The sequence below is a fragment of the Oryzomonas sagensis genome (assembly GCF_008802355.1).
Classification (GTDB): domain Bacteria; phylum Desulfobacterota; class Desulfuromonadia; order Geobacterales; family Pseudopelobacteraceae; genus Oryzomonas; species Oryzomonas sagensis.
Window position 1 is genome coordinate 942,580 of record NZ_VZRA01000001.1, and the last position, 21,600, is coordinate 964,179.

The window sequence follows — 21,600 nt, forward strand, 5'->3', positions numbered from 1 at the left end:
CATGGAACGTCTCGGCTTCGCCGGAAAAATAGCCCACGCCTTCATCGACTCCAAGCTGACGCCGCTGATCGTTGCCGCCTCGCTCCTTCTGGGCGTCTTTGCGGTCAAGATGACCCCGCGGGAGGAAGAGCCCCAGATCGTCGTGCCCATGGTGGACATCTACCTCCCCCTCCCCGGCTCCTCACCCCAAGAGGTGCAGGAACGGGTGGTGAAGCCCTTCGAAGGCAAGCTCTGGGAGATCAAGGGGGTCGAATACCTTTACTCCATGAGCCGCCCCGGCATGGGGATCATCACGGTGCGCTTCCTGGTGGGGCAACCCATGGAGGAGTCGCTGGTCAAGCTCTACAACAAGGTCATGAGCAACCGCGGCATCCTCCCGCCGGGCGCGGGGGAACCGCTGGTGGTGCCGAAATCCATCGACGATGTCCCCATCATGTCCCTGACCCTCTGGTCCCCGCGCTATGACCACGCCACCCTCCGCACCCTGGCCCGGGAGGTCTGCGATGACCTGAGAAAGGGCGACAATGCCGCCGAAACGGAGATCAAGGGCGGCTTGACGCGCCAGGTGCGGGTGACCCTGGATGCCCCGCGACTGGCCGGTTACGGCCTCTCGCCCCTCCAGGTGGCGGCGGCCCTGCACAAGGGCAACGCCGCGCTCGCCTCCGGCTCCTTCACCAGCGGCAACCGGGAGATGCTGGTGGAAACCGGCAATTTCCTGGAGAGCGGCGATGCGGTCAAGCGTCTGGTGGTCGGGGTGTACAACGGCAAGCCGGTGTACCTGGCCGACGTGGCCCAGGTCACCGACGGGACGAGGGTGCCGGATACGTATGTCTTCATGGGATTGGGACCGGGGGCCCGTGCCAAAGGCCTGACCGGCGACCCGAACCGGGATTACGCCGCGGTGACCATCTCCATCGCCAAGCGCAAGGGGGCCAACGCGACCTGGGTGGCCGAGGACCTGCTGAAAAAGGTCGAGGCACTCAAGGGGAAAGTGATCCCCTCGGATGTGCAGGTCACCGTAACCCGCAACTACGGTGAGACCGCCAAAGAGAAGAACAACGAACTCCTGTTCCACATGTTCCTGGCGGCGCTTTCGGTCACGATCCTGATCGCCCTGTTCATGGGGTGGCGGGCCGGAGCGGTGGCCGCCATCGCCATCCCGGTCACCCTGGCCCTGACCATGCTGATCTTCTACCTGATCGGCTACACGCTCAATCGCATCACCCTGTTCGCCCTGATCTTCTCCATCGGCATCCTGGTGGACGACGCCATCGTGGTGGTGGAGAACATCCACCGCTACTTCACCACCACGGTGCTCAAGCCGTTGGAGGCCGCCGTCCGCGCGGTGGACGAGATCGGGAACCCGACGGTGCTGGCCACTTTCGCGGTGATCGCTTCGATCCTGCCCATGGGCTTCGTGGGCGGGCTGATGGGACCGTACATGCGCCCCATCCCGGTGGGGGCCAGCATGGCCATGCTCTTCTCCATGCTGATCGCCTTTATCGTGACCCCCTACTTTGCCTACCGCTTTATGAAGGGTGAATCCCATTACGGTTCCGACGAGGCGCCCGAGGATTCAAAGCTGACCGCCTTTTACCGCAAGGGCATGGGGGCCCTGATCCACAACGCCACCCTGCGCCACGGCTTTCTGGCAGGCGTGGTGGTCCTGTTGCTGCTCTCCTGCTCGCTGATCTGGTTCAAGGCCGTTACGGTCAAGATGCTCCCCTTCGACAACAAGAACGAGTTGCAGGTGATCGTCGATGCGCCGGACGGGACGCCGCTGGAGCAGACCGCCCGCATTACCCGCGAGATGGGGGATGCCCTGCGGGGCGTGCCCGAGGTCAGCGATTTCCAGCTCTACATCGGCACCAGCGCGCCCTTCAACTTCAACGGTCTGGTACGCCACTACTACCTGCGCCGTGGGCCGAATCTGGCCGATATCCAGGTCAACCTGCTGCGTAAGGACGAGCGCAGGGACCAGTCCCATGCCATTGCCAAGCGCATTCGGCCGCTGCTGAAGGCGGTCGCCGACAAGTACGGGGCGCGGGTCAAGGTGGCCGAGATTCCCCCCGGACCGCCGGTGCTCTCGACCCTGGTGGCCGAGGTCTATGGACCGGACGATGCCAGCCGTGCGGGGGTGGCCGCCAGGGTCAAGGCGATCCTGGCCCGGACCGCCGGGGTGGTTGACGTGGACTGGTATCGGGAGGACGACCAGCAGAAGGTGACCCTCGCCGTTGACCGGGAAAAGGCCGCCCTGGCCGGCATCCCGGTGGAGGATGTGGCGCGGACGCTCAGGATCGCCCTGGGGGGAGAGGATGTGGGGCTGTTGCATCTGCCCCGGGAAAAGGAGCCGGTCACCATCAACCTGCGCCTGCCGGTCTCCCAGAGAAGCTCCGTGGCCGACCTTTCGTCGATCTCCCTCCCCGGACCCGGGGGCAACGTACCGCTCTCCCAACTGGTGCGGGCCACCCCGGGGGCCGAGGAAAAGACTCTGTATCGCAAAAATTTGAAGAATGTCGTCTACGTGATCGGCGACGTGGCCGGCGAGATCGAGGCCCCGGTCTACGCCATCCTCAAGGTGCGCAAGGAGATCGCCGCCCTGCCGACGCCGGACGGTGCAAAGATCGAGGTGCTGGCCTCGCGGCAGCCGTGGAGCGAGGAACACGTGGGCATGAAGTGGGACGGCGAGTGGCACATCACCTACGAGGTCTTCCGCGACCTGGGCATGGCCTTCGGCGCGGTGATGGTGCTGATCTACATCCTGGTGGTGGCCTGGTTCAGGGACTTTACCACCCCCCTGGTGATCATGGCCCCCATCCCCCTGACCCTGATCGGCATCCTGCCGGGGCACGCCCTGTTCGGGGCGTTCTTCACCGCCACCTCCATGATCGGCTTCATCGCCCTGGCCGGCATCATCGTACGCAACTCCATCATCCTCATCGACTTCGCCGAGATGAAGCGCCGGGAGGGGATGCCCCTGGACGAGGCGATCATCGAGGCCGGCGCGGTGCGTTTCCGCCCCATGCTCCTGACCGCCGCCGCCGTGGTGGTGGGGAGCTTCGTGATCGTCTTCGATCCGATTTTCCAGGGACTGGCCATCGCCATGATGTGCGGCGAAATCGCCTCCACGACCCTGTCCCGGGTGACCATACCGGTCCTGTACTATCTGGTGCAGAGTTGGAAAGAACGGCATAATAAGGGACAAGAGACATAATGAAACCGGGGGACGGGGGAGGGGCCCAATTGGCCCTTTGCCCGCATCCGCCAATCAACATACGAGAGAGGGATTCATGTTCTGGTCGAAAAACAAACAAACGGCGCCGGAAGCGGCGGAACTGGCCGAGCAGTGCCGGAGCGAGGCCGAGGCGCTGTACCGCTCGGGGAAATATCATTGCGCCGAGGCGGTGCTGGCGGTGGTCAGGAACCATTTCCGCCCCGACCTGCCCGAGGAGGTGGTGCAGATGGCCAGCGGTTTCGGCGGCGGCTCCGGCTCCGGCTGTATGTGTGGCGCCGTCTCCGGCGCCACCGTGGGACTGGGGCTGGTGTTAAAGGAAGACAAGAAGCTGATCAGCCATCTTACCCGTGAACTGCATACCTGGTTCAAGGGAAAGTATGGCGTAACCTGCTGCAAGACCATCCGCGCCACCAACGACAAGGGCATCTGCCCGGTATTGACGGGGGAGGTGGCGGGGAAGATAGCGGAGATGTTGGCAAAAAGATAGAAGCGGGCAATTTGCGCTTCTGGAGGATGGAATGCCTGTGGGTGTTCCGCCGCAGAGAAACAGAGGAGAAATACACATGAAGGAAGAATATTACGTCGAACGGGTGGTCCGCATCATCGCCGGGTCATTCATCATCGTCTCGTTGCTGCTGGCCCATTTCCATTCGCCCTACTGGCTCTGGTTCACCGGCTTTGTCGGCCTCAACCTGTTCCAGTCCGGCTTTACCCAGTTCTGCCCCCTGTTCACGATCCTGGGGAAGATGGGGGTGCCGCGGTTTCCCAAGGGGGCCTGCCCGCCGCGGGACTAGCAGGCTGTTGAAAAACTCAGGTTGTTCAAAAATAGTCAGATCGCCGCATCCGCTAGACAAGCCCTGAGGAGGCCCTCACCCGGCCTTTGGCCACCCTCTCCCGGAGGGAGAGGGTAACGGTATCCCTTCTCCCCTGGGGAGAAGGATAGGATGAGGGGCGCTACGCCGCACAAGGTGGCTTTCGAGGACGGCGGCGAGATGGCTGTTTTTCAACAACCTGCTACAGCGTGCACATCACCTGGCGGACCCGATATTCGCCGCCGATGATCAGGTACTCCCCCTCGCCCTTCATGATGCTGCCGGGTAGCAGGTCGTTGTAAAAGAAGATCTTGCTGAGCGGCACCTCGACCCGCCACACCGTGGAGCCGAACTCCCAGGCCCGCTCTTCGTCCGAGGTGAACGAGACCAGGTTGTTCAGGCGGACGATCTGCTCCCGTTTGCCGATCTGCTCCAGCACGCTGTGCTCATTGGCATCGTAGGTGCCCCGGTAGAGGGGGATGTTTTTTGTTGCGGGGTACTTGCGGACCAACTCATACTGGCAGTATTCGTAGAGCAGGTCGAGTTGGGACTGGATGGCGTTGGTGCGGGCGCTCCCCTTCATGACATCCACCGAAAAATCGAAATAGGCCTCGCTGTGGATGTCGGAAATCCTGGCGCGGTGGAAGGTGGGGGTGATGCCCATGCGGCTCTCGACCCAGCGTTTGAGCACCGCGCCCTCGATGGAGTTGGAATCCATCATCCAGCCGCGCAGGAAACGCAGGTAGCTGTTCTTGATGCTTTTGCGGGCGGTGTCGGTGGCCTGGTCCTGCCAGTTGTGGAGCTGAAACTTGACCGACATGAAATCGTTGAAGATCAGGGCGCGCTCCTCCTGGGAGGCGATGGCGGCCAGCTTTTCGAACAGGAAGCGGTTGCCCTCCTTGACGCCCTGAATCTCCAGCGGTTGAGGATTGTCGTTGAAGTGGCGCGAGGCGATAACCCACGGCGGCAGGTTGCAGTAGTTAAAGGAACCGTTTTCCACAGGTTATCACCTCATTGTGAAAGATTACTCTCTCGAACAGGCTACAGAATCTTTGCCAGTTCCACCAGCGTGGCCTTAATGGGGCCGGACACCGCGAAAGCGCTAATCCCCAGTTTTTCCAGTTCACTCTGGGGGTGCTCGCCCATCTGGGCCGTCACCACCGCCCGGCATCCCGTAAGCGCCTCGGCAATCCCTCGCAGGGCGTGGCCGCGCAGCGGGTTCTCCGGGTCGAAGCTGCAGTAGCGTTCCACCCTCTTCTCGTCCACCAGTTTGGCTTCGTTCTGCTCCACGTCATAGATCAAAAAACGCTCGGCATGGCCGAAGTGCTGGTTGATTTCCTTGCCGTCCTTGGATGCGACTGCGATGAGCATACCACCTCCTTGCCGCAATCCGGCAGATTTTTCAAACCTGCCGGATTCCGACCGGCCTTCTACAGTGCGACCGGCTCAAAGGTAAAGCACTTCTTGGAACAGGTGCGGCCGCACGCTTGGCAACCGATGCAGTTGCCGTCGTTCTCGATCTTCATGAACATCTTGGCCGAGTCGTCCTCGTCCAGTTCCTCGAAGGCCAGGACGTCGTGGGCGCAGACCTTGAAACAGCGGCCACAGCCGATACAGAGCTCTTCGTCGATGGACTTGATGAATTGGGGGGTCCATTCCTGTTTGTTCTTGGTCAGGGCGGTGATGTAAGACATGGTTCTTTCCTCCGTTATGATTGTGTGGTGTGGCGCGTGTCCTGCGGGTACATCAATCCTCTAAAAACGAGGTGGCCTGTTCCTTGTTCATTGCCTTTCTGAGCCATGGCGGCGCGTTGCCGCGCAGGACCTCCTGAAGCCGTTCGACGGTCTCCTTCAGGTTTACCTCCGAGCCGGTTTTCATGGGGTGGATCTTCTTGGCGACCAGTTTGGCCGCCGCCGGGCCGCCGATCTGCATGGTATAAACGATGGCGCAGTCGGCGATGGCGCTGGCCCGGGCCATGATGCGATCCTCCTCGTCCTCGGCCGTGGTGATGGCGCTGACGGTCGTGAGAAACCCCGCCTCGTCCGGGCCGACCTCCCAGATGTGGAAGCTCTGGCACTGGCCGAAGTGCTGATCGATCATCTCGCCGGTTGAAGTGGTGAATGCTATTTTCATGGTTGACTCCTTTGCTGAAAAACTTTCCAACAGGGGAAATGCAGTTCACCACAAAGACACAAAGGACACAAAGCTACACAAATAATGATTTCAGTTAGTTGTATGGCAATTTCACAACTGGGGGGACTCAACTTCGAGAGAATGCCCTTTCATCGGTAACTCTGTGAATCCTTTGTGCTCTTTGTGGTGAATAACTGTCGTCCTCAGATCTAATTATGCGCCACCCGCAGCGCTTCCTTGGCATTGGCCTGGAACAGGGTGGCGACCTCGAAGACCAGATTCATGGTCCCCCGGTAGCCGACCCAGACCTTCTGGTGGGCGCCCAGGCGGTCGAAGACCGGCACTCCCGTCCGCAGGTGCGCTCCGATCTTGAGCTTGCCGGCCGCCTGGCGGCCGTTGGAGTTGGCCACCAGCAGATCGACCCCCTGGGCCGCCTCTTCCAGGTCCTCCAGATCGCCCACGGCGACATTGGCGCTCGGCAGTCCGTCCAGCCCCCTGGTGCGGGTAGCGCTGAGGGCCGCCTGGATTTCGCATCCCATGCCGCTCAGGAAGGTGGTCAGCGCCTTGAGGTTGTCCGACTCCAGGGCAAGGGCCACCTTCTTGGTGCCGAACTGGTAGTGGCTGTCGAGCATGGCGTCCATGAGGCGGCTCCGCCAGCGGCGCTGCTTTTCCGGTACGGGGAGCCCGGCGATGGCGCTGAGCGTCTCCATGAAGCGGTCGGTTTCGGCCAGTCCGGTCAGGGAGTTGAACCCATAGGCCGGGATACCGAATCGTTCCTTGAGTTTCAGGCCGGCCTTGGCCAGGGAGTCGCCGATATACAGGGTCGCGACGCTGCGGCCCGCCGTGCGGATCGCATCCACCGTAATGCCGCCGGTGGAGAGGGGGGAAACCACATCGTCAACGTGTCCGTCCATGGCATTGGCGATGTCCGGGATGGTCAGCACCGTCAGGCCGAAGGACTCGACCAACTCCTTGACCTCTTCCACATCGGCGGGCGTGAGGTGCGCGCCCGGCAGCAGGTTGACCTGCCGCTCGATGGCCGGGCCCCCTTCCGGCAGGGTCGCGAGGATGGCTTCCACGGTGGCGGCGTACCCTTCCTGGAGGGAGCCGCAGTAGTCGGGGGTGGATGCCCATACAATAGGCACATCGGCGCAATCGGGGTTTTCCTGGCGGAAGTGGACGATGGCGCTCTGCACGTCGTCACCCATGGTTTCGGTCAGGCCGGAGGTCATGATGCCCACCACCTCGGGCTTGAATTTCTCGATCACCCGCTTGATGCCCTTCTTGAGGTTCTCCCAGCCGCCGAAGATCGCCGTTTCCTCGCTCATGGTGGTGGAATTGAGGGCGATGGACTCCTTGTAGTGCCGCGCCAGTTGCAGGCGTATGAACGTGGAACACCCCTGGGCGCCGTGCAGCAGCCCCAGCATGTTGTCGATCCCCAGGTAGGCCATGGTGGCACCCAGGGCCGGGGAATTCTTCTGCGGGTTGACCGTGGCGCATTTTGTAGAAACCTTGACCCGGGAGGCCGAGAGGTCCTCGGCCAGGAACGTGGCGGCGTGACCCGCAGCCGCGGCAACATCGGCGGCGAGGTCGTCATCGCTTTTTTCCCACGGCGCCGGGGCGTTCACCACCGGCCAGATCGGATTGTTGACCGTCAGGTCGAGCTGGCGGGCAAAGGTCACCATGCCCTCGTAACCGGCGTAGGGGTGGGAGCGTCCATGGTTGATGTCCAGAAACGGGGTCTTGGTTTTGAGCGCCAGATACTTTGTTTTACCGCCGGCCACGATCAGGTCCGGCATCTTCTCGGCCATGACCCCCAGGAGCCCCGCGGTGGAGGTGTCCTCGATAATCTTGGCGTCCTTGTGCATCAGGCTTTTCATGCGGTAGAAATCTTCCAGGGTCGAGTTCTGGGTGCCGGCCGCCAGGATCTCGACGCCCAGTTCCCGCAGGGAGTTGACCATGGACCAGGTCTTGACGCCGCCGGTGAACAGCACGGCCCGCTTCCCCTCCAGCCGCTCGCGATAGGGGGCGATGCGCCGGCGGCACAACTCCTCTTCCTCGGCCAGGAGCAATTCCACCCGGTCCTGCATGGTCCGTTTCTCCAGGCCGTTCACCGTGTTGTCCAGTTCGCGGGCGATGTCCCTGAGCGCCTTGGCCGTGTCGGTCATGCCGTAAAAAGACTCTTCCAGGTAGGGCATGCCGTAGGTTTTCTGCATCTTCTTGGCCAGGTTGGTCAGGGACTTGGAACAGATAATGATATTGAGCTTCGCCCGGTGGGCGTAGCGCAACTCCTCGAATTTGGCGTCCCCGCTGATACAGGAGAGGATCTGGATGCCCAGGCGGTTGAAGAGCGGCATCATGCCCCACAGGTCGCCGGCGATGTTGTACTCGCCGATCAGATTGATGGGATAGTCGCCCAGCACCGGTGGCTCGGCCGTGCCGACGACATATTTGAACAGGATCTCGCCGGCCAGCCGGTTGCCGATGTTTTTGTCGCCGATAAAGCCGGGGGTATTGACCGGGATGATCGGGATGGGGGTCTTCTCCGCTGCGGCCTTGCACACCGCCTCCACGTCGTCGCCGGTCATGGCGGTCACGCAGGTGGCGTAGACGAACATGGCGTTGGCCTGTCCCTTGTAACGCTCAGCCAGGTCCAGAATGGCCTTGTAAAGCTTCTTCTCGCCGCCGAAGATGACGTCGTTTTCCAGCATCTCGGTCGTGAAGCCCCGGCGGAAGAGCTGTGATCCCGAAGAGCGGGCGCCGCGGTTATCCCAGGAGTTGCCGGCGCAGGCGATGGGGCCGTGCACCAGATGGATCACGTCGGTAATCGGCATCAATACGACACGGGCGCCGTCGTAGGCGCAGGAACGTTCGGTGCCTTCGCCGGGTTCGGATTTTTTGCAGAACTTCGGCGCGCCCTTGTCGTGGGTTTCGCAGTCGGTTGTGTCGTACCAGTCGGGCTTTGCCATGATGTCTGTCCCTTACCTCTCTCCGGGAAAACCTGCCGGCTCCCCAATAAAAAAGGCGCGCCATTTTCGGTAAATGGTTGGCGCCTTTGCCAAATATCTTCCCCTGTTTCGGTTATGCATGTCTGTCGTTCTGGTATGCTGGCACTCTGCATGTGGTATGCCAAACTAATTGTTGTAGCAATATCGAATTGTTAGGTTTGGGGATGGGGCAAAGAGAGGGCTATGCGGGATGCTACTGCCGTTTTTTTGTGCACTAAAGCGCCGTGGGAGAGCAGGGGAAGGTGTCGGTGATGACTAAGATGTGGGCATTTGCGTTCGCAACTCCAGCGGGAGAGGGGCTGCTCCCGGTGCGCCGGTGCCACAACCGCGACCTGGGACGGTGGCCGACGACGCAGGATGTTTGCCGGCAGACGGCGGCCTCGCCCGGCCGCAGATACAAAAAAACGGGACGGAATCTGTCGATTCCATCCCGCCGATATTTTCGAGATGCCGGGCAGTTAGCCCTTTGAGGCCCGTTTCCGTTTGGTCGGGTCCAGTTCCTTCTTGCGCATGCGGATCGAGAGCGGGGTCACCTCCACCAACTCATCGTCGTCGATGAATTCCAGGGCCTGCTCCAGGGTCAGGACGCGCGGCGGCGTCAGTTTGATGGCGTCGTCCGTGCCGGAGGCGCGCACGTTGGTCAGCTTTTTCCCTTTGCAGGGGTTGACGTCCAGGTCGTTGTCCTTGGCGTGCTGGCCGATGATCATGCCGCCGTAGACTTCCACCCCGGCCCCGATGAAGAGGGTGCCGCGGGGCTGGAGGGCGTCCAGGGAGTAGGCCGTGGTCTCGCCGTGCTCCATGGCGATGAGCACGCCGTTCTTGCGGCCCGGGATATCACCCTTGTAGGGGGCGTAGTCGTGGAAGGTGTGGGTCATGACCGCCGTGCCGCGGGTATCGGTCAGCACTTCGCCCCGCAGGCCGATCAGGCCGCGGGCCGGGATGACGAACTCCAGGCGCACCATGTCGCCCATGGGACTCATGGCTGCCATTTCACCCTTGCGCGGTCCCATCTTCTCGATGATGACACCCTGGAACTCGGAGGCCACGTCCACCACCAGGTATTCCATCGGCTCCATCTTCTGCCCATCCCGTTCGCGGATGATGACCTCCGGTTTGGACACGGCCAGCTCGAAGCCTTCGCGACGCATATTCTCGATCAGGATCGACAGGTGCAACTCGCCACGGCCCGAAACCTTCAGGGTGTCCGGGGAGTCGGTATCTTCCACCCTGAGCGATACGTTGGTGCGCAACTCCTTGGTCAGGCGCTCCCGGATGTTGCGTGAGGTGACCCATTTCCCTTCCCGGCCGGCAAAGGGGGAAGCGTTGACCATGAAGTTCATGGCCAGGGTCGGTTCGTCGATGGAGACATAGGGGACGGCGATGGGGTTCTCCGCCGAGGCCAGGGTCTCGCCGATGCTGATCTCGTCGAAACCGGCCACGGTAACGATATCGCCGGTTTCCGCCACGCTGATTTCCACCTGTTTCAGCCCTTCGTACCCCAGCAGTTTGGTGATGCGCCCCCGCTGGATCGTGCCGTCCTGTTTGATCATGGCGACGGTCTCGCCGGAGGCGACGCCGCCGTTGAAGATGCGGCCGGTGGCCATGCGGCCGATGTAGTCGTTGTAGTCGATGTTGGCCACCAGCATCTGGAAGGGGGCCTTGGCATCTCCCTGGGGGGGGCGGACATTGCTCTCGATCACGGCGAAGAGCGGTTCCATGCTGCTGGAATCGGCACTGACGTCCAACTTGGCGTAGCCCATCTTGGCGCTGGTGTAGACCACCGGGAACTCCAGTTGTTCGTCGCTGGCGTTCAATTCGCAGAACAGGTCGAAGACCATGTTCAGCACCTCGTCCGGCCGGCTGCCGGGACGGTCGATCTTGTTGATGACCACGATCGGCTTCAGTCCCAAGTCAAGGGACTTCTTGAGGACGAAGCGGGTCTGGGGCATGGGGCCGTCCAGGGCGTCGACCAGCAGGAGTACCGAATCGACCATCTTCAGGACGCGTTCCACCTCGCCGCCGAAGTCGGCGTGACCCGGGGTATCCACGATATTGATCTTGTAGCGGCCATGGTGGATGGAGAGGTTTTTGGCCAGAATGGTGATGCCGCGCTCCTTCTCCAGGTCGTTGGAATCCATGACGCGTTCGGTGATGGCCTCGTTTTCCCGATAGACGCCGGAATGGCGCAGCATGGCGTCGACCAATGTGGTTTTGCCATGGTCGACGTGTGCGATGATGGCGATATTTCTGATACGTTCCTGCATGGTAAAACTCCTAATCATTCAAAATAAAAGGACGGGCATACGCCCGTCCAGATTAACTCCTGTTACTATGTCAGTTTTTCTGGCCGCTGGCAAGCAAATATCGTGTAACAATTCATAATGCCGGATATTTTGCGGCTCTGTTTCGTTGGAAACAGGCTCAGGCCGGTTTTAAACGCCCGCATTCCGTGTTAGTGGTCATGGTACCCCAGCACCACCAGCAGGCAACTCCCGTCGGCAATGACATTGACGTGCCGCTGCCGGCAGAGGGCCACCGCCTCGGGGTGTTCCGCCCCCGGCTGCATCCAGATGTTCTCGATCCCTCTTTCCAGGGCCAGGGGCACCAGCCGGGCAGTTACCTCGGGCGGGGTGATCATGGAGATGCTCTTGACCTGGGGGGGAAGATCGTTGATGGCGGCAACGCAGGCAACCCCTTCGATCTCCTGTTCATTGGGGTTGACCGGTATGGTCTCGTAGCCGTGCTGCAGGTAGCAGCGCAGCACCTTGTTGCCGTACTTGGAGCGATTCTTCGATGCCCCCACGACCCCGAAGGCCGGGGAGGCGAGGAACGTGTCGATTTGTTGCTGCGTGGTCATGTGCGGCTCATTTCTCCGGTCAGACCCGGACCTGTCCGTCGCCGTAGACGATGAACTTGGTGGTGGTCAGATCCTCCAACCCCATGGGGCCGAAGGAGTGCAGCTTGGTGGTGGAGATGCCGATCTCGGCCCCCAGGCCGAGCTGGCCGCCGTCGGCGAAGCGGGTCGAGGCGTTCACCAGCACGCAGGACGAGTTGACCTCGCGGATGAATCGCTGGGCCCGGCCGTAGTCGCTGGTGACGATGGCCTCGGTATGCAGGGAGCCGTAACGGTTGATGTGGTCGATGGCCGCATCCATGTCGTCCACCACCCGGCAGGCGAGGATCAGTTCCAGGTATTCCGCATGCCAATCCTCCTCGGTGGCGGGCGTGGCCGAGGGGGCATAGCGCCGGAAGGCTTCGTCGCCGCGCAGTTCCACCTGGAGCCCTTCCAGGGTGGCGGCGATGCGGGGGATGAAGGCGGCCGCCACATCCTTGTGGATCAGGAGGGTTTCCAGGGCATTGCAGACGCCCGGGCGCTGCACCTTGGCATTGACGACGATCTTTTCGGCCTTGTCGAAATCGGCCGTGGCATCCACAAAGACGTGGCAGACCCCCTTGTAGTGCTTGATGACCGGGATGCGCGAGTTTTCCGAGACAAAGCGGATCAGGCTCTCGCCCCCCCGGGGGATGATCAGGTCGATGGACTCTTCCTGTTTGAGCATCTCCAGCACCCCTTCCCGCTCGGTAAAGGGGAGCACCGCCAGGGCCGCCGGCGGGATGTTCAGGTCGGCCATGACCCGGGTCAGGATTGCGGCGATGGCCAGGTTGGAGTGGATCGCCTCCGATCCGCCCCTGAGGATCACGGCGTTTCCCGCCTTGAGGCACAAGGCGGCCGCATCGGCGGTCACGTTGGGGCGGGCCTCGTAGATGATGCCGATCACCCCCAGCGGGATGCGCATCTTGCCCACCATCAGGTCGTTGGGGCGCTTCCGCATCCCGGTGATCTCTCCCACCGGGTCGGGCAGGGCGGCCACCTCGCGCAGGGCGGCGGCAATGGCGGCAATCCGTTTGTCATCCAGCATCAGGCGGTCGAGCATGGCGGCGGAGAGCCCTTTCCGGCGCCCCGACTCCAGATCCTTGCCGTTTTCGGCGATGACCCGGGCCGCGTCCCCTGCCAGGGCATCGGCCATCCGTACCAGCATGTCGTTTTTGGCGGCGGTGGACAGACGCGCCATAACCAGCGAGGCCTGACGGGCCTCCACGGCGATTTGTCTGATCTGTTCGGCAATACTCATAATCGGTTTCTCCTGCGGCCACGGTCCCGGGCCCGGTGGTATCAGCATGACATCAGTTTACGCAAAAAGTCCCCATCCTTCAAGATAATTACGGTGTTCGTCCGTCACTGCCGGGTGTCTGGAACGGTTGTAATGATATTGACCTGCATTTTCAAAGGAGTATAATAATGTCGTAGGTGACTATGGTGCACAAAGGAGGTGCATGGTCATGAGAGGCACGACACATCTCAGATCTGTACGGGACACCGGTGAAACCGCAACGGTGCCGGTAACGGCGGAGCATGTGCCCGAAACCCGGGGGAGTTGGCTCGAAACCACACGGCTCCCCAGCCTGATCGACGACATGGAACGGATGATGAATGAGATGTTCCGGCGCCCGTTCTTTGAAACGGGCATGGCACCGTTCAGGGGCTTCCTGCACGACATGGGGCGCGGCGGGATGGCGCCATCGGTGGATGTCTTCGAGGACGCGGGCCATATCGTCGTCAAGGCCGATTTGCCCGGCCTGACAAAGAACGACATCACCGTGAAGCTGATCGACAACACCCTTGAGATCAGCGGCGAGAAGAAGAGCGAGGAAAAGGTCGACACCCGCGATTACCTGAGGCTTGAGCGTGGCTACGGCAAATTCAGCAGGACCCTGCGGTTGCCGGAAGGGCTGGACGCCGACAAGGTGACCGCCAGGTTCACCGAGGGGGTTCTGGAAATCAGGGTCCCGAAGGTGGAGGACAAGCGGGTGGTGAAGAATATCGCCATTAAATGACGATACCAGCCATGAGAAGGTGCAACAGACGCGGGGCGGCAGAAAAATGCCGCCCCGTTTTTTACACCCCTGAATCCGTGACGCCTCCATGCCGTGTTTGTCTGGAAGGCCTCAGCCTTCAGGGCGCCCTCCGGCTTACCGGGTGCAGCGGTGGGCCGCAATCACCGCTTTGACCGCCGTCACGACGTCGGCGGCATCCTCTTTCGTCATCTTGGGGAAGAGCGGCAGGGAGAGTATCCGCTCCGAGGCATAGGTGGCCACCGGCAGGTCGCTGTCGGCTATGCCCAGGTGGTCGCGATAGTAGGGATGGTGGTGGATGGCCTTGTAGTGCAGCCCGCTGCCGATGTTGTGCTTCTTCAACTCCGCCATGAACTGGTCGCGGTCGATGTCCAGTTTTTCGATCCTGACCAGCGGCGTGTACAGGTGCCAGGCGTGACGCTGGTCATAGGGGGCATAGGCGGGCAGCGCCAACTCGGCGACGTCGGCGAACTCCCGGTTGTAATAGGTCGCGATCTCGGTCCGCTTCTGGATGAAACTGTCCAGTTTGGGGAGTTGGTGGATGCCGATGGCGGCCTGGATATCCATCATGTTGTATTTGAAGCCGGGCAGGAGGATGTCGTAGTTGGGGGTGCCGCTGGCGGCAAAGCGCTTCCAGGCCTCGCGGCTCATGCCGTGGAATTTGAGCAGGGAGATCTCCTCGGCCAGCGCCTCGTCGGCCGTGCAGACCATGCCCCCCTCGCCGGTGGTGATGTTTTTGTTGGGGTGGAAGGAAAAGATGGAGATGGAGTCCAGGGAGCCGATGCGCCGCCCTTTGTATTCGGTGCCCGCGGCGTGGGCCGCGTCCTCGATGACGGTGAGGTTGTGTTCCCGGGCCAGGGCGAAGATCGGGTCCATGTCGCAGGACTGGCCGGCAAAGTGCACCGGGATGACGGCCCGGGTGCGGGGGGTGATCTTTTCCCTGATCCTGGCCGGATCGATATTGAGGGTGCCGGGTTCGATGTCCGCCAACACCGGTGTGGCGCCGCAGAGGATGATCATGCTGACCGTGGAGGCGAAGGTCATGGGGGTGGTGATGATCTCGTCCCCCTCCTTGATGCCGAGGGCCAGCAGGGTCACGTGCAGGCCGGCGGTGGCCGAGCTCAGGGGGATGGCGTAGGGAGCCCCCACATAGGCCTTGAAAGCATCCTCGAAACGCTTGACCTTGGGGCCGGTGGTGATCCAGCCGGATTTGAGGGAGTCGACGACCTCATTGATCTCGGCGTCTTCGATGGTGGGGGTGGAGAAGGGGAGAAAGGTTTCGCGCATGGAAGAACTGCTCCTTGATGTTTTTGGAGGGCAGCCCGGCAAGGCCGCCCGGTGTATTGAATGGATAAAAGACTACCGGTTCGATATCAGCCGCCGCCGGCCCGCTTCTCCCGCAATTCGCGGGGCGGGGTGGAGCAGCGGAAGCAGGCGGTCCAGTTCGCCCTTTTTGAGGATGATCAGCACCGGGGTATCGCTCTCCCACATCCGCAGCAGCGCCTGCTGGTCGGGAAACCAGGCGGATTGATCCCCCTGTTTGCTGCCGAACTCCAGTTCGTCCAGCTTATCGGTGACCATGATCCGACGCTGGGTGTACCAGGAGACCCCCTGCTGGGGGCCGAAGGTCACGATGCGTGTGTGCGGTCCGGCCAGGGAACGGGCTTGCAGCGCCAGGGGGCGGGAGGATTCGGCCTGGGCGATGGGCACCATTATCAATCGCGGGATGAAAATTACAAGCAGAAAGGAGCAGAGGCAGAGCGTAACCACCATGCGGAGCGGGTTACTGCCCGCAAAGACCATGGCGGCTATCCCCTGTATCAAAAACAGTGCTGCGATGAACGTGCCCCCCGCTGCGGTCACCGGCGGGGCGTTGTTGATGAACTGGTGCAGCGGGTCGCTCAGCCTCGGCAGAACCCCGGCAAGCAGGTCGGCCAGCCCGGGAAGGCGGGCATAGGCCAGGGCCGCGACGCCCAGAATGGTCAGGGTCATGCCCAACAGAATGGAGGCCAGCTTGAGCTCTCGTCCCTGGCCGTCCAGCACCCGGTCGATGCGGTTGGCGATCAGGATGGCCAAGGGCGGAAAGATCGGCAGGATGTAGGGGACCAGCTTGGAGTTGGACTTGGAGAAGAACAGGAAGATCAGAACCGTCCAGATCAGGAGGTAGAGCCCGGCCTGGCTGTCGTCGTGATGGCGGTCGCGCCAAGCCCGTTTCAGGGCTCCGGGGATGAAGAACGACCAAGGGAGCAAGGTTGCCGCCAGGACCGGTAGAAAAAACCAGAACGGCTGATAGCGGCCATGCACGGTGCTGGTGAAGCGTTCAAAGTGCTCATGGATGAAAAAGAAGCGGGCGAATTCGGGATTCCGCAGGGAAACCACCACGAACCAGGGAGCGGCCAGAGCCAGGAACAGCGTCAGGCCGGTGGGGATGCGCATCTCTCCGAGCAGGTTCCAGCGTCCGCTCAACAAAAGGTACAAGAAGATGATGCCGGCCGGGAAGACGATGCCGATCAACCCCTTGGCCAGCACCGCAAGGGCGCAGAACAGATAGAAGGCGTACCAGGGCCCCCCAGTGCTGCGTCGCCCCTCGCGCTGGCTGGCTATGATAAAGGCCCCCAGCGCTGCCGTGAGGCAGAAGGTCAGCAGCATATCGGTCAGGATGATGCGCGACTGGAGCACGAAACCGGCCGCCGTCCCCAGGATCGCCGCCGCAATCAGGGCCGTGCGCCGGCCGTAAAGGCGTCGGGCGATGATATAGGTCGCCAGCAGGGTCAAAAGGCCGCACAGTGCCGACGGGAAGCGGGCGGCCTGCTCGGTGAGGCCGGAGAGCTTGAGGGAAGCGGCGTTCAGCCAGTACAACAGCGGCGGCTTCTCGAAATATTTGACGTAATTGAGGGTCGGGGTGACGAAATCCCCCTGCTCCACCATCTCCCGGGGGATCTCGGCGTAGCGCCCTTCATCGGGATCGATCAGCGGCAGTCCGCCCAGAAACTGGAAAAAGGGGAGGCCCAGGACAAAGGCCAGAATCACCATGTCCCGCAGCCAACCGCTCCCCCCGTCGTGGACGTACCCTTTCAGATCCCTCACGGCGTTTCCCCCTTTGCCCGGCGCACGAGGTCAAAGGGCTCGGCCGCGAAGGGGGGGGTAAGGAGAATGCGCTGGTTGGGGTTGGCGGCATCCGCCTCGATGGAATCTCCCTCCGGCGTCAGGATTTGCATATCCCGTATCGTCAGCCGCTCCGCCCGCATGCCCGGACCGATGAACTCCAGCTCGTCACCCGAACGGATGCGGTTGCGCACCCCGACCACAACCTCGCCGCCGGTACGTGCCGTTTCCACCAGGCCGACGAACTCGTGGCTGCGGATGTAGGCCGAGTGATATTCCTGCCCCACGTTGCGGGGAGCGCCGAAGAGAAAGCCGGTGGTATACCCCCGGTGGCTCAGTTTGGCCAACTCCTCCAGCCATTCGGGCCGGCAGTGCCAGTCGGACGGGTTTGCGCGGTACTCGTCCAGCGCTTGGCGGTAGACCCGCAGCACCGAGGCCACATAATTGATCCCCTTCATGCGCCCCTCGATCTTGAGTGCGGCAACCCCGCTCTGCACCAGTGCCGGCAGATGCTCCAGCAGACAGAGGTCCCGGGAATTGAAGATGAAGGTGCCGTTTTCGTCCTCCACCACCGGGAAGTATTCGCCGGGGCGGGTTTCCTCCACCAGATGATAGCTCCAGCGGCAGGGGTGGGCGCATTCCCCCTGATTGGCGTCGCGGCCCGCCATGGCGCTGGAGATCAGGCAGCGGCCCGAATAGGAGATGCACAGGGCGCCGTGGACAAAGGCTTCGAATTCCACCTCCGGGGCATGGGCCACGGTCTCGCGGATAGCCTCCAGGCTCATCTCCCGCGCCAGGTTGATCCGCCTGACCCCCTGGCTGGCCCAGAACCTGGCGCTCTGCCAGTTGGTGGTGTTGGCCTGGGTGGAAAGATGCAGTTCGCGTTGGGGGGAGACCTGGCGCACCATGGCCATGACGCCCGGGTCGGCCACGATGTAGGCATCGAAGGGAAACGGCGCCGCTTGGCGGAGAAATTCCTCGAGCCGGAGCAGCGCATCGTTGTGGGGATAGCTGTTGACCGTCAGGTATGCCTTCACCCCGTGGCTGTGGCAATAGTCCAGGGCTGCCGGCATCTCCTCGATGTCGAAGTTGTCCGACAGGTTGCGCAGCCCGAAGGAGCGCCCGCCCAAATAGACGGCATCGGCGCCGTAATGGACGGCGATCTTGAGCTTTTCCATGTTGCCGGCCGGAGCCAGAAGTTCGGGGGTATTCACGGATGGTTCCCGTCGTGATGTTGGTGGCTGGATGCGTGGAAAGAAAATGCTAACATATTCTGCCCGTTAATTAAACCAAGAAAAACAGTCGGCCGCAGTTCACGCTTTTGCTTGGCGGCCCCTGCCGCCGTCCCTTCGGTCGAAAAGCCAGCTTTCGCTTGACAAACGAAAGTTTATGGCTTTAATTTATGAAAAAATCCTGACATTTGGAGGAATTATGCCATCCGGCATCCGGTGGGCCGTATGTGTTGCCGCTTCTCTCGCGCTGGCCGGTTGTGCGGCGAACGACCTCATGGTCAAACGCCAGACCGAGACCGAGGCGAAGGTCGAACATCTCATCCAGTCCGACAAGCGGGCCGAACAGCGTATGAATGAGTTGTCCGGCCAGGTCCAGTCCCAGGAAGATCAGGCCAAGGCCGTTAGCGCCCAACTCAAGCAGCTTCAGGACACCATCAGGGAATTGCGGACCGCCCAGGATGAACTCAAGGCGCGCATCACGCTGCAGGCGGCGCCCAAGATCGAGGTCATCAATCAGGAGGCCGCCTCCAAGGGCAAGGATTATGGGCCTCCTGCCGACTATGTCAAGGCGTTCGGCCTCTATAGCGCCAACAGCTTTCCGGCCGCTATCGAGGCGTTTGCAGCATTTCTCAAAAACGACCCCAAAAGCAGCTATGCCGCCAACGCCGTCTATTGGATCGGCGAGTGCCACTATAGCCTGTCCGTGCTTCCCAAGGCGCGCGACGCCTTCAAGAAGGTTGTGGACGATTACCCCAAAAGCGCCAAGGCGCCGGATGCGCTTCTGAAGCTGGGGTATACGCTGGCGGCCATGGGGGAAAAGGATAAGGCTACGGCCGCCTATGAGCGCCTGATCAAGGCCTATCCCGGCAGCCCGGTCGCGGCCAGGGCGCGGGAGCGACTGACCGCCAATTAAGAGCTTGTAGCGTTTCCCGCTGTTTACTCTTTCAGGAACGACCGAGGTGCGTATGAGAATCAAGCTTGCCATGCTGTTGTTCACCGTAGCGCTTTTCGTGCCCGGCCTGGCCCCGGCCGCGGATGAGGAACCGACCATCTACGTCATAAAGCAGGGCGATACCCTCTGGGGCCTGTCCGACCGCTTTATCAAAAGCCCGCGCTACTGGCCGAACATGTGGTCCAGGAACAGCCAAATCACCAATCCGCACCTGATCTATCCGGGGCAAAAGGTTCGGGTATTCCCCGACCGGCTGGAATTCGAGCCCAGGGAACAGGCCGCACCGGCGGCTCAAAAGGCGGCCGCTCAGGCGGACACCATGGCCGAGGTGGCTGCCGAACGCATCTATAGTGTGCGGGGGAGTGAAGGCTTTCTGATGGAGACCGACGCCAAGCCGGCCGGTTTTATCGTCGCCATCCACCATGACCGTATCGTGGCCGGGGACGACGATATCGTCTACACCGATATTGGCAAGGTGCAAGGCGCGAAAGGAGGGGAAAAGTTTTCGGTCTACCGGAAGGAGGGGACCGTCAGCCATCCCGTCACCAGCGAGATCATGGGCGCCAAGGTAATTCCGCTGGGCACGCTGCAACTGACCGACCTGGAGCAAAAGGCCTCGCGAGCCATCATTACCAAGACCTATCAGGAAATCTCCCCCGGCTCCTACCTTATGCCGTATCGCGACGACAAGCGCCGGGAGGTCTCCCTCAAGATGCCGACCAGGGAGTTGAAAGGGTATATCGTCGAGAGCTACAGCGGGACTGAGATCATCGCCGCCGGCGACATCGTCTACATCGACCTGGGAAGCGCCCAGGGGGCCGAGGCAGGCAACATGCTCTATATTGTCCGCGATGTGGCCTTTGACCGGAAATACGTCGAAGGGCGTATCGAGCGCTTGCCCCAGGAGTTGCTGGGGGCATTGGTCATTCTGGAAACCGGTAGAAGAACAGCGACCGCCCTGGTGGTCAAGAGCATCGATGCGATCTATAAGGGCGACAAGCTCGTCAGCCTGACAAAATAAGGATGAACGCACCACACGAGACCGGCCGGGGGGCCGGTCTTTTTTTTCTCTCATGTCCGCGGGAGCGGCGACTGGAGGGTGTGGGACATGGAAGAATTCTACTGGCTGGGTCTCAAGGCGGTGCCCGGCATCGGCAATGTCACCTTTCGACGCCTGCTGGAGCGTTTCGACGCCCCTAGGGCGGCGCTGTCCGCATCGCCTTCGGAGTTGGCGGGTGTCAGGGGGATGACCCCGGCCGTGGTGGGAGCGATCAGGGAAGGGAGCTGGAAGCGCTTTGCCGACGAGGAGTGCCGTCGGCTGGCGGGAAGCGGCGCGCGGCTGGTCACGTTCGTCTCGGCCGACTACCCCAAGTCCCTGTTCGAGATCCCCGATCCGCCCCCTTTTCTGTACGTGCGGGGCGAACTGCGCAGTAGCGAATTGGCCGTAGCGATCGTTGGCTCACGCCGGGCGACCTCCGCCGGGCTGATGGCCACGGGACGTCTCGCCGAGGCGCTGGCCGGGCATGGCGTGGCCGTGATTTCGGGCATGGCCCGCGGGATCGATACCGCCGCCCACAAGGGAGCGCTCCAGGGTGGCGGCAGAACCGTCGGCGTCCTGGGATGCGGCATCGACAAGGTGTATCCGCCCGAAAACCGCGAACTCTTCGAGGCGGTGTCCGAAACGGGGTGCCTGGTGTCGGAGTTTTCCCTGGGGACGTTGCCGCTGGCGGAGAACTTTCCCCGCCGCAACCGGATTATCAGCGGGCTGTCCCGCGGCGTGCTGGTGGTGGAGGCTGCCGAAAACAGCGGCTCCCTGATCACGGCCCAGTATGCCCTTGAACACGGTCGCGACGTCTTTGCCGTTCCCGGCAACATTTCCTTTGCCGCCTGCCGCGGCAGTAACCGTCTGATCAAGCAGGGGGCCAAACTCGTCGACTGCGTGGAGGATATCCTGGAGGAGCTTCCCGGCCGCCCGGCCCTGGACGGGGAGCGTGCCCCGGAGCAGGCCGTCGCACGAACCTTCAGCCTGACCCCCCGGGAAGCCGCCGTATACGAGCTCCTGGCCCGTTCGCCGCTGCACATCGACGACATCATTGCCCAAACGGAATTGACAGCCGGAGAGGTTTCCTCTATGTTACTGCACCTTGAGCTCAAGGGGGCGATAACACCGCTGCCGGGCAAGCATTTTGCCGTAGCGGGGTAATGGTGA

18 protein-coding genes are annotated in these 21,600 nt (G+C 61.9%); 7 read left to right on the top strand and 11 right to left on the bottom strand.

Going from position 1 to position 21,600, the window contains the following annotated elements; all coding sequences use genetic code 11:
* The first annotated feature begins 1 nt into the window (after position 1).
* The 3 genes from F6V30_RS04250 to F6V30_RS04260 all read left to right on the top strand — a co-directional run bounded on the left by F6V30_RS04250 (position 2) and on the right by F6V30_RS04260 (position 4,029).
* Complete coding sequence (locus F6V30_RS04250) at positions 2 to 3,214, top strand: efflux RND transporter permease subunit (RefSeq protein ID WP_151155261.1); 3,213 nt, start codon at positions 2 to 4, stop codon at positions 3,212 to 3,214.
* Between the two features lie 76 nt (positions 3,215 to 3,290).
* Complete coding sequence (locus F6V30_RS04255; RefSeq protein WP_151155263.1) at positions 3,291 to 3,722, top strand: C-GCAxxG-C-C family protein; 432 nt, start codon at positions 3,291 to 3,293, stop codon at positions 3,720 to 3,722.
* Positions 3,723 to 3,798: 76 nt separating this feature from the next.
* The gene (locus tag F6V30_RS04260) at positions 3,799 to 4,029 is read left to right on the top strand and encodes a YgaP family membrane protein (RefSeq protein WP_151126422.1); all 231 of its coding nucleotides are present in this window, start codon (positions 3,799 to 3,801) and stop codon (positions 4,027 to 4,029) included.
* A 220-nt stretch (positions 4,030 to 4,249) separates the two neighbouring features.
* On the opposite strand, the gene F6V30_RS04265 is transcribed toward F6V30_RS04260, so the two are convergent.
* The 8 genes from F6V30_RS04265 to F6V30_RS04300 all read right to left on the bottom strand — a co-directional run bounded on the left by F6V30_RS04265 (position 4,250) and on the right by F6V30_RS04300 (position 13,321).
* Positions 4,250 to 5,047, bottom strand: coding sequence for an NAD(+)--dinitrogen-reductase ADP-D-ribosyltransferase (locus tag F6V30_RS04265; RefSeq protein ID WP_151155266.1), 798 nt, complete (start codon positions 5,045 to 5,047; stop codon positions 4,250 to 4,252).
* A gap of 41 nt (positions 5,048 to 5,088) precedes the next feature.
* Positions 5,089 to 5,418, bottom strand: a complete 330-nt coding sequence (locus F6V30_RS04270; RefSeq protein ID WP_151155268.1) for a NifB/NifX family molybdenum-iron cluster-binding protein — start codon at positions 5,416 to 5,418, stop codon at positions 5,089 to 5,091.
* Positions 5,419 to 5,477: 59 nt separating this feature from the next.
* Entirely contained in the window at positions 5,478 to 5,741 is a 264-nt protein-coding gene (fdxB, locus tag F6V30_RS04275) for a ferredoxin III, nif-specific (protein ID WP_151155270.1), read from the bottom strand.
* 52 nt (positions 5,742 to 5,793) lie between these two features.
* On the bottom strand, positions 5,794 to 6,180 hold the full coding sequence (nifX, locus tag F6V30_RS04280) for a nitrogen fixation protein NifX (RefSeq protein ID WP_151155272.1): 387 nt from the start codon (positions 6,178 to 6,180) through the stop codon (positions 5,794 to 5,796).
* Between the two features lie 209 nt (positions 6,181 to 6,389).
* On the bottom strand, positions 6,390 to 9,149 hold the full coding sequence (locus F6V30_RS04285; RefSeq protein WP_151155274.1) for a bifunctional nitrogenase iron-molybdenum cofactor biosynthesis protein NifEN: 2,760 nt from the start codon (positions 9,147 to 9,149) through the stop codon (positions 6,390 to 6,392).
* 497 nt (positions 9,150 to 9,646) lie between these two features.
* Positions 9,647 to 11,452 (bottom strand): translational GTPase TypA, encoded by a 1,806-nt coding sequence (typA, locus tag F6V30_RS04290; RefSeq protein ID WP_151155276.1) that lies wholly within the window; start codon positions 11,450 to 11,452, stop codon positions 9,647 to 9,649.
* 188 nt (positions 11,453 to 11,640) lie between these two features.
* Positions 11,641 to 12,045: a CoA-binding protein gene (locus F6V30_RS04295; RefSeq protein WP_151155278.1), complete on the bottom strand. Its 405-nt coding sequence runs from the start codon at positions 12,043 to 12,045 to the stop codon at positions 11,641 to 11,643.
* A 19-nt stretch (positions 12,046 to 12,064) separates the two neighbouring features.
* Complete coding sequence (locus F6V30_RS04300) at positions 12,065 to 13,321, bottom strand: glutamate-5-semialdehyde dehydrogenase (RefSeq protein ID WP_151155280.1); 1,257 nt, start codon at positions 13,319 to 13,321, stop codon at positions 12,065 to 12,067.
* 208 nt (positions 13,322 to 13,529) lie between these two features.
* On the opposite strand from F6V30_RS04300, the gene F6V30_RS04305 reads away from it, so the two are divergent.
* Positions 13,530 to 14,084: an Hsp20/alpha crystallin family protein gene (locus F6V30_RS04305; protein WP_191965575.1), complete on the top strand. Its 555-nt coding sequence runs from the start codon at positions 13,530 to 13,532 to the stop codon at positions 14,082 to 14,084.
* A 135-nt stretch (positions 14,085 to 14,219) separates the two neighbouring features.
* Here the strand turns inward: F6V30_RS04305 and F6V30_RS04310 are convergent, their stop codons facing one another.
* The 3 genes from F6V30_RS04310 to F6V30_RS04320 form a co-directional block, all read right to left on the bottom strand.
* Positions 14,220 to 15,389 (bottom strand): DegT/DnrJ/EryC1/StrS family aminotransferase, encoded by a 1,170-nt coding sequence (locus F6V30_RS04310; protein ID WP_151155283.1) that lies wholly within the window; start codon positions 15,387 to 15,389, stop codon positions 14,220 to 14,222.
* 72 nt (positions 15,390 to 15,461) lie between these two features.
* On the bottom strand, positions 15,462 to 17,189 hold the full coding sequence (locus tag F6V30_RS04315; RefSeq protein WP_246163203.1) for a phospholipid carrier-dependent glycosyltransferase: 1,728 nt from the start codon (positions 17,187 to 17,189) through the stop codon (positions 15,462 to 15,464).
* Positions 17,186 to 18,421, bottom strand: a complete 1,236-nt coding sequence (locus tag F6V30_RS04320; RefSeq protein ID WP_151155285.1) for a peptidase U32 family protein — start codon at positions 18,419 to 18,421, stop codon at positions 17,186 to 17,188. Before F6V30_RS04320 ends, F6V30_RS04315 begins: the two co-directional genes overlap by 4 nt.
* Positions 18,422 to 18,638: 217 nt before the next feature.
* Here F6V30_RS04320 and ybgF point away from each other — a divergent pair, with 217 nt between their 5' ends.
* The 3 genes from ybgF to dprA all read left to right on the top strand — a co-directional run bounded on the left by ybgF (position 18,639) and on the right by dprA (position 21,594).
* The gene (gene ybgF / locus F6V30_RS04325; RefSeq protein ID WP_151155287.1) at positions 18,639 to 19,352 is read left to right on the top strand and encodes a tol-pal system protein YbgF; all 714 of its coding nucleotides are present in this window, start codon (positions 18,639 to 18,641) and stop codon (positions 19,350 to 19,352) included.
* A 52-nt stretch (positions 19,353 to 19,404) separates the two neighbouring features.
* Positions 19,405 to 20,412: a LysM peptidoglycan-binding domain-containing protein gene (locus F6V30_RS04330; protein WP_151155289.1), complete on the top strand. Its 1,008-nt coding sequence runs from the start codon at positions 19,405 to 19,407 to the stop codon at positions 20,410 to 20,412.
* Positions 20,413 to 20,499: 87 nt separating this feature from the next.
* A complete protein-coding gene (gene dprA, locus F6V30_RS04335; protein WP_151155291.1) occupies positions 20,500 to 21,594 on the top strand; it encodes a DNA-processing protein DprA in 1,095 nt (364 codons plus the stop codon).
* Positions 21,595 to 21,600 lie beyond the last annotated feature (6 nt).

Excerpts from the sequence above, each read along its gene's own strand:
- F6V30_RS04250 (WP_151155261.1), top strand. The coding sequence starts at position 2 with ATGGAACGTCTCGGCTTCGCCGGAAAAATAGCCCACGCCTTCATCGAC.
- F6V30_RS04255 (WP_151155263.1), top strand. The coding sequence starts at position 3,291 with ATGTTCTGGTCGAAAAACAAACAAACGGCGCCGGAAGCGGCGGAACTG.
- F6V30_RS04260 (WP_151126422.1), top strand. The coding sequence starts at position 3,799 with ATGAAGGAAGAATATTACGTCGAACGGGTGGTCCGCATCATCGCCGGG.
- F6V30_RS04270 (WP_151155268.1), bottom strand. The coding sequence starts at position 5,418 with ATGCTCATCGCAGTCGCATCCAAGGACGGCAAGGAAATCAACCAGCAC.
- fdxB (WP_151155270.1), bottom strand. The coding sequence starts at position 5,741 with ATGTCTTACATCACCGCCCTGACCAAGAACAAACAGGAATGGACCCCC.
- nifX (WP_151155272.1), bottom strand. The coding sequence starts at position 6,180 with ATGAAAATAGCATTCACCACTTCAACCGGCGAGATGATCGATCAGCAC.
- F6V30_RS04285 (WP_151155274.1), bottom strand. The coding sequence starts at position 9,149 with ATGGCAAAGCCCGACTGGTACGACACAACCGACTGCGAAACCCACGAC.
- typA (WP_151155276.1), bottom strand. The coding sequence starts at position 11,452 with ATGCAGGAACGTATCAGAAATATCGCCATCATCGCACACGTCGACCAT.
- F6V30_RS04295 (WP_151155278.1), bottom strand. The coding sequence starts at position 12,045 with ATGACCACGCAGCAACAAATCGACACGTTCCTCGCCTCCCCGGCCTTC.
- F6V30_RS04300 (WP_151155280.1), bottom strand. The coding sequence starts at position 13,321 with ATGAGTATTGCCGAACAGATCAGACAAATCGCCGTGGAGGCCCGTCAG.
- F6V30_RS04305 (WP_191965575.1), top strand. The coding sequence starts at position 13,530 with ATGAGAGGCACGACACATCTCAGATCTGTACGGGACACCGGTGAAACC.
- F6V30_RS04310 (WP_151155283.1), bottom strand. The coding sequence starts at position 15,389 with ATGCGCGAAACCTTTCTCCCCTTCTCCACCCCCACCATCGAAGACGCC.
- ybgF (WP_151155287.1), top strand. The coding sequence starts at position 18,639 with ATGCCATCCGGCATCCGGTGGGCCGTATGTGTTGCCGCTTCTCTCGCG.
- F6V30_RS04330 (WP_151155289.1), top strand. The coding sequence starts at position 19,405 with ATGAGAATCAAGCTTGCCATGCTGTTGTTCACCGTAGCGCTTTTCGTG.
- dprA (WP_151155291.1), top strand. The coding sequence starts at position 20,500 with ATGGAAGAATTCTACTGGCTGGGTCTCAAGGCGGTGCCCGGCATCGGC.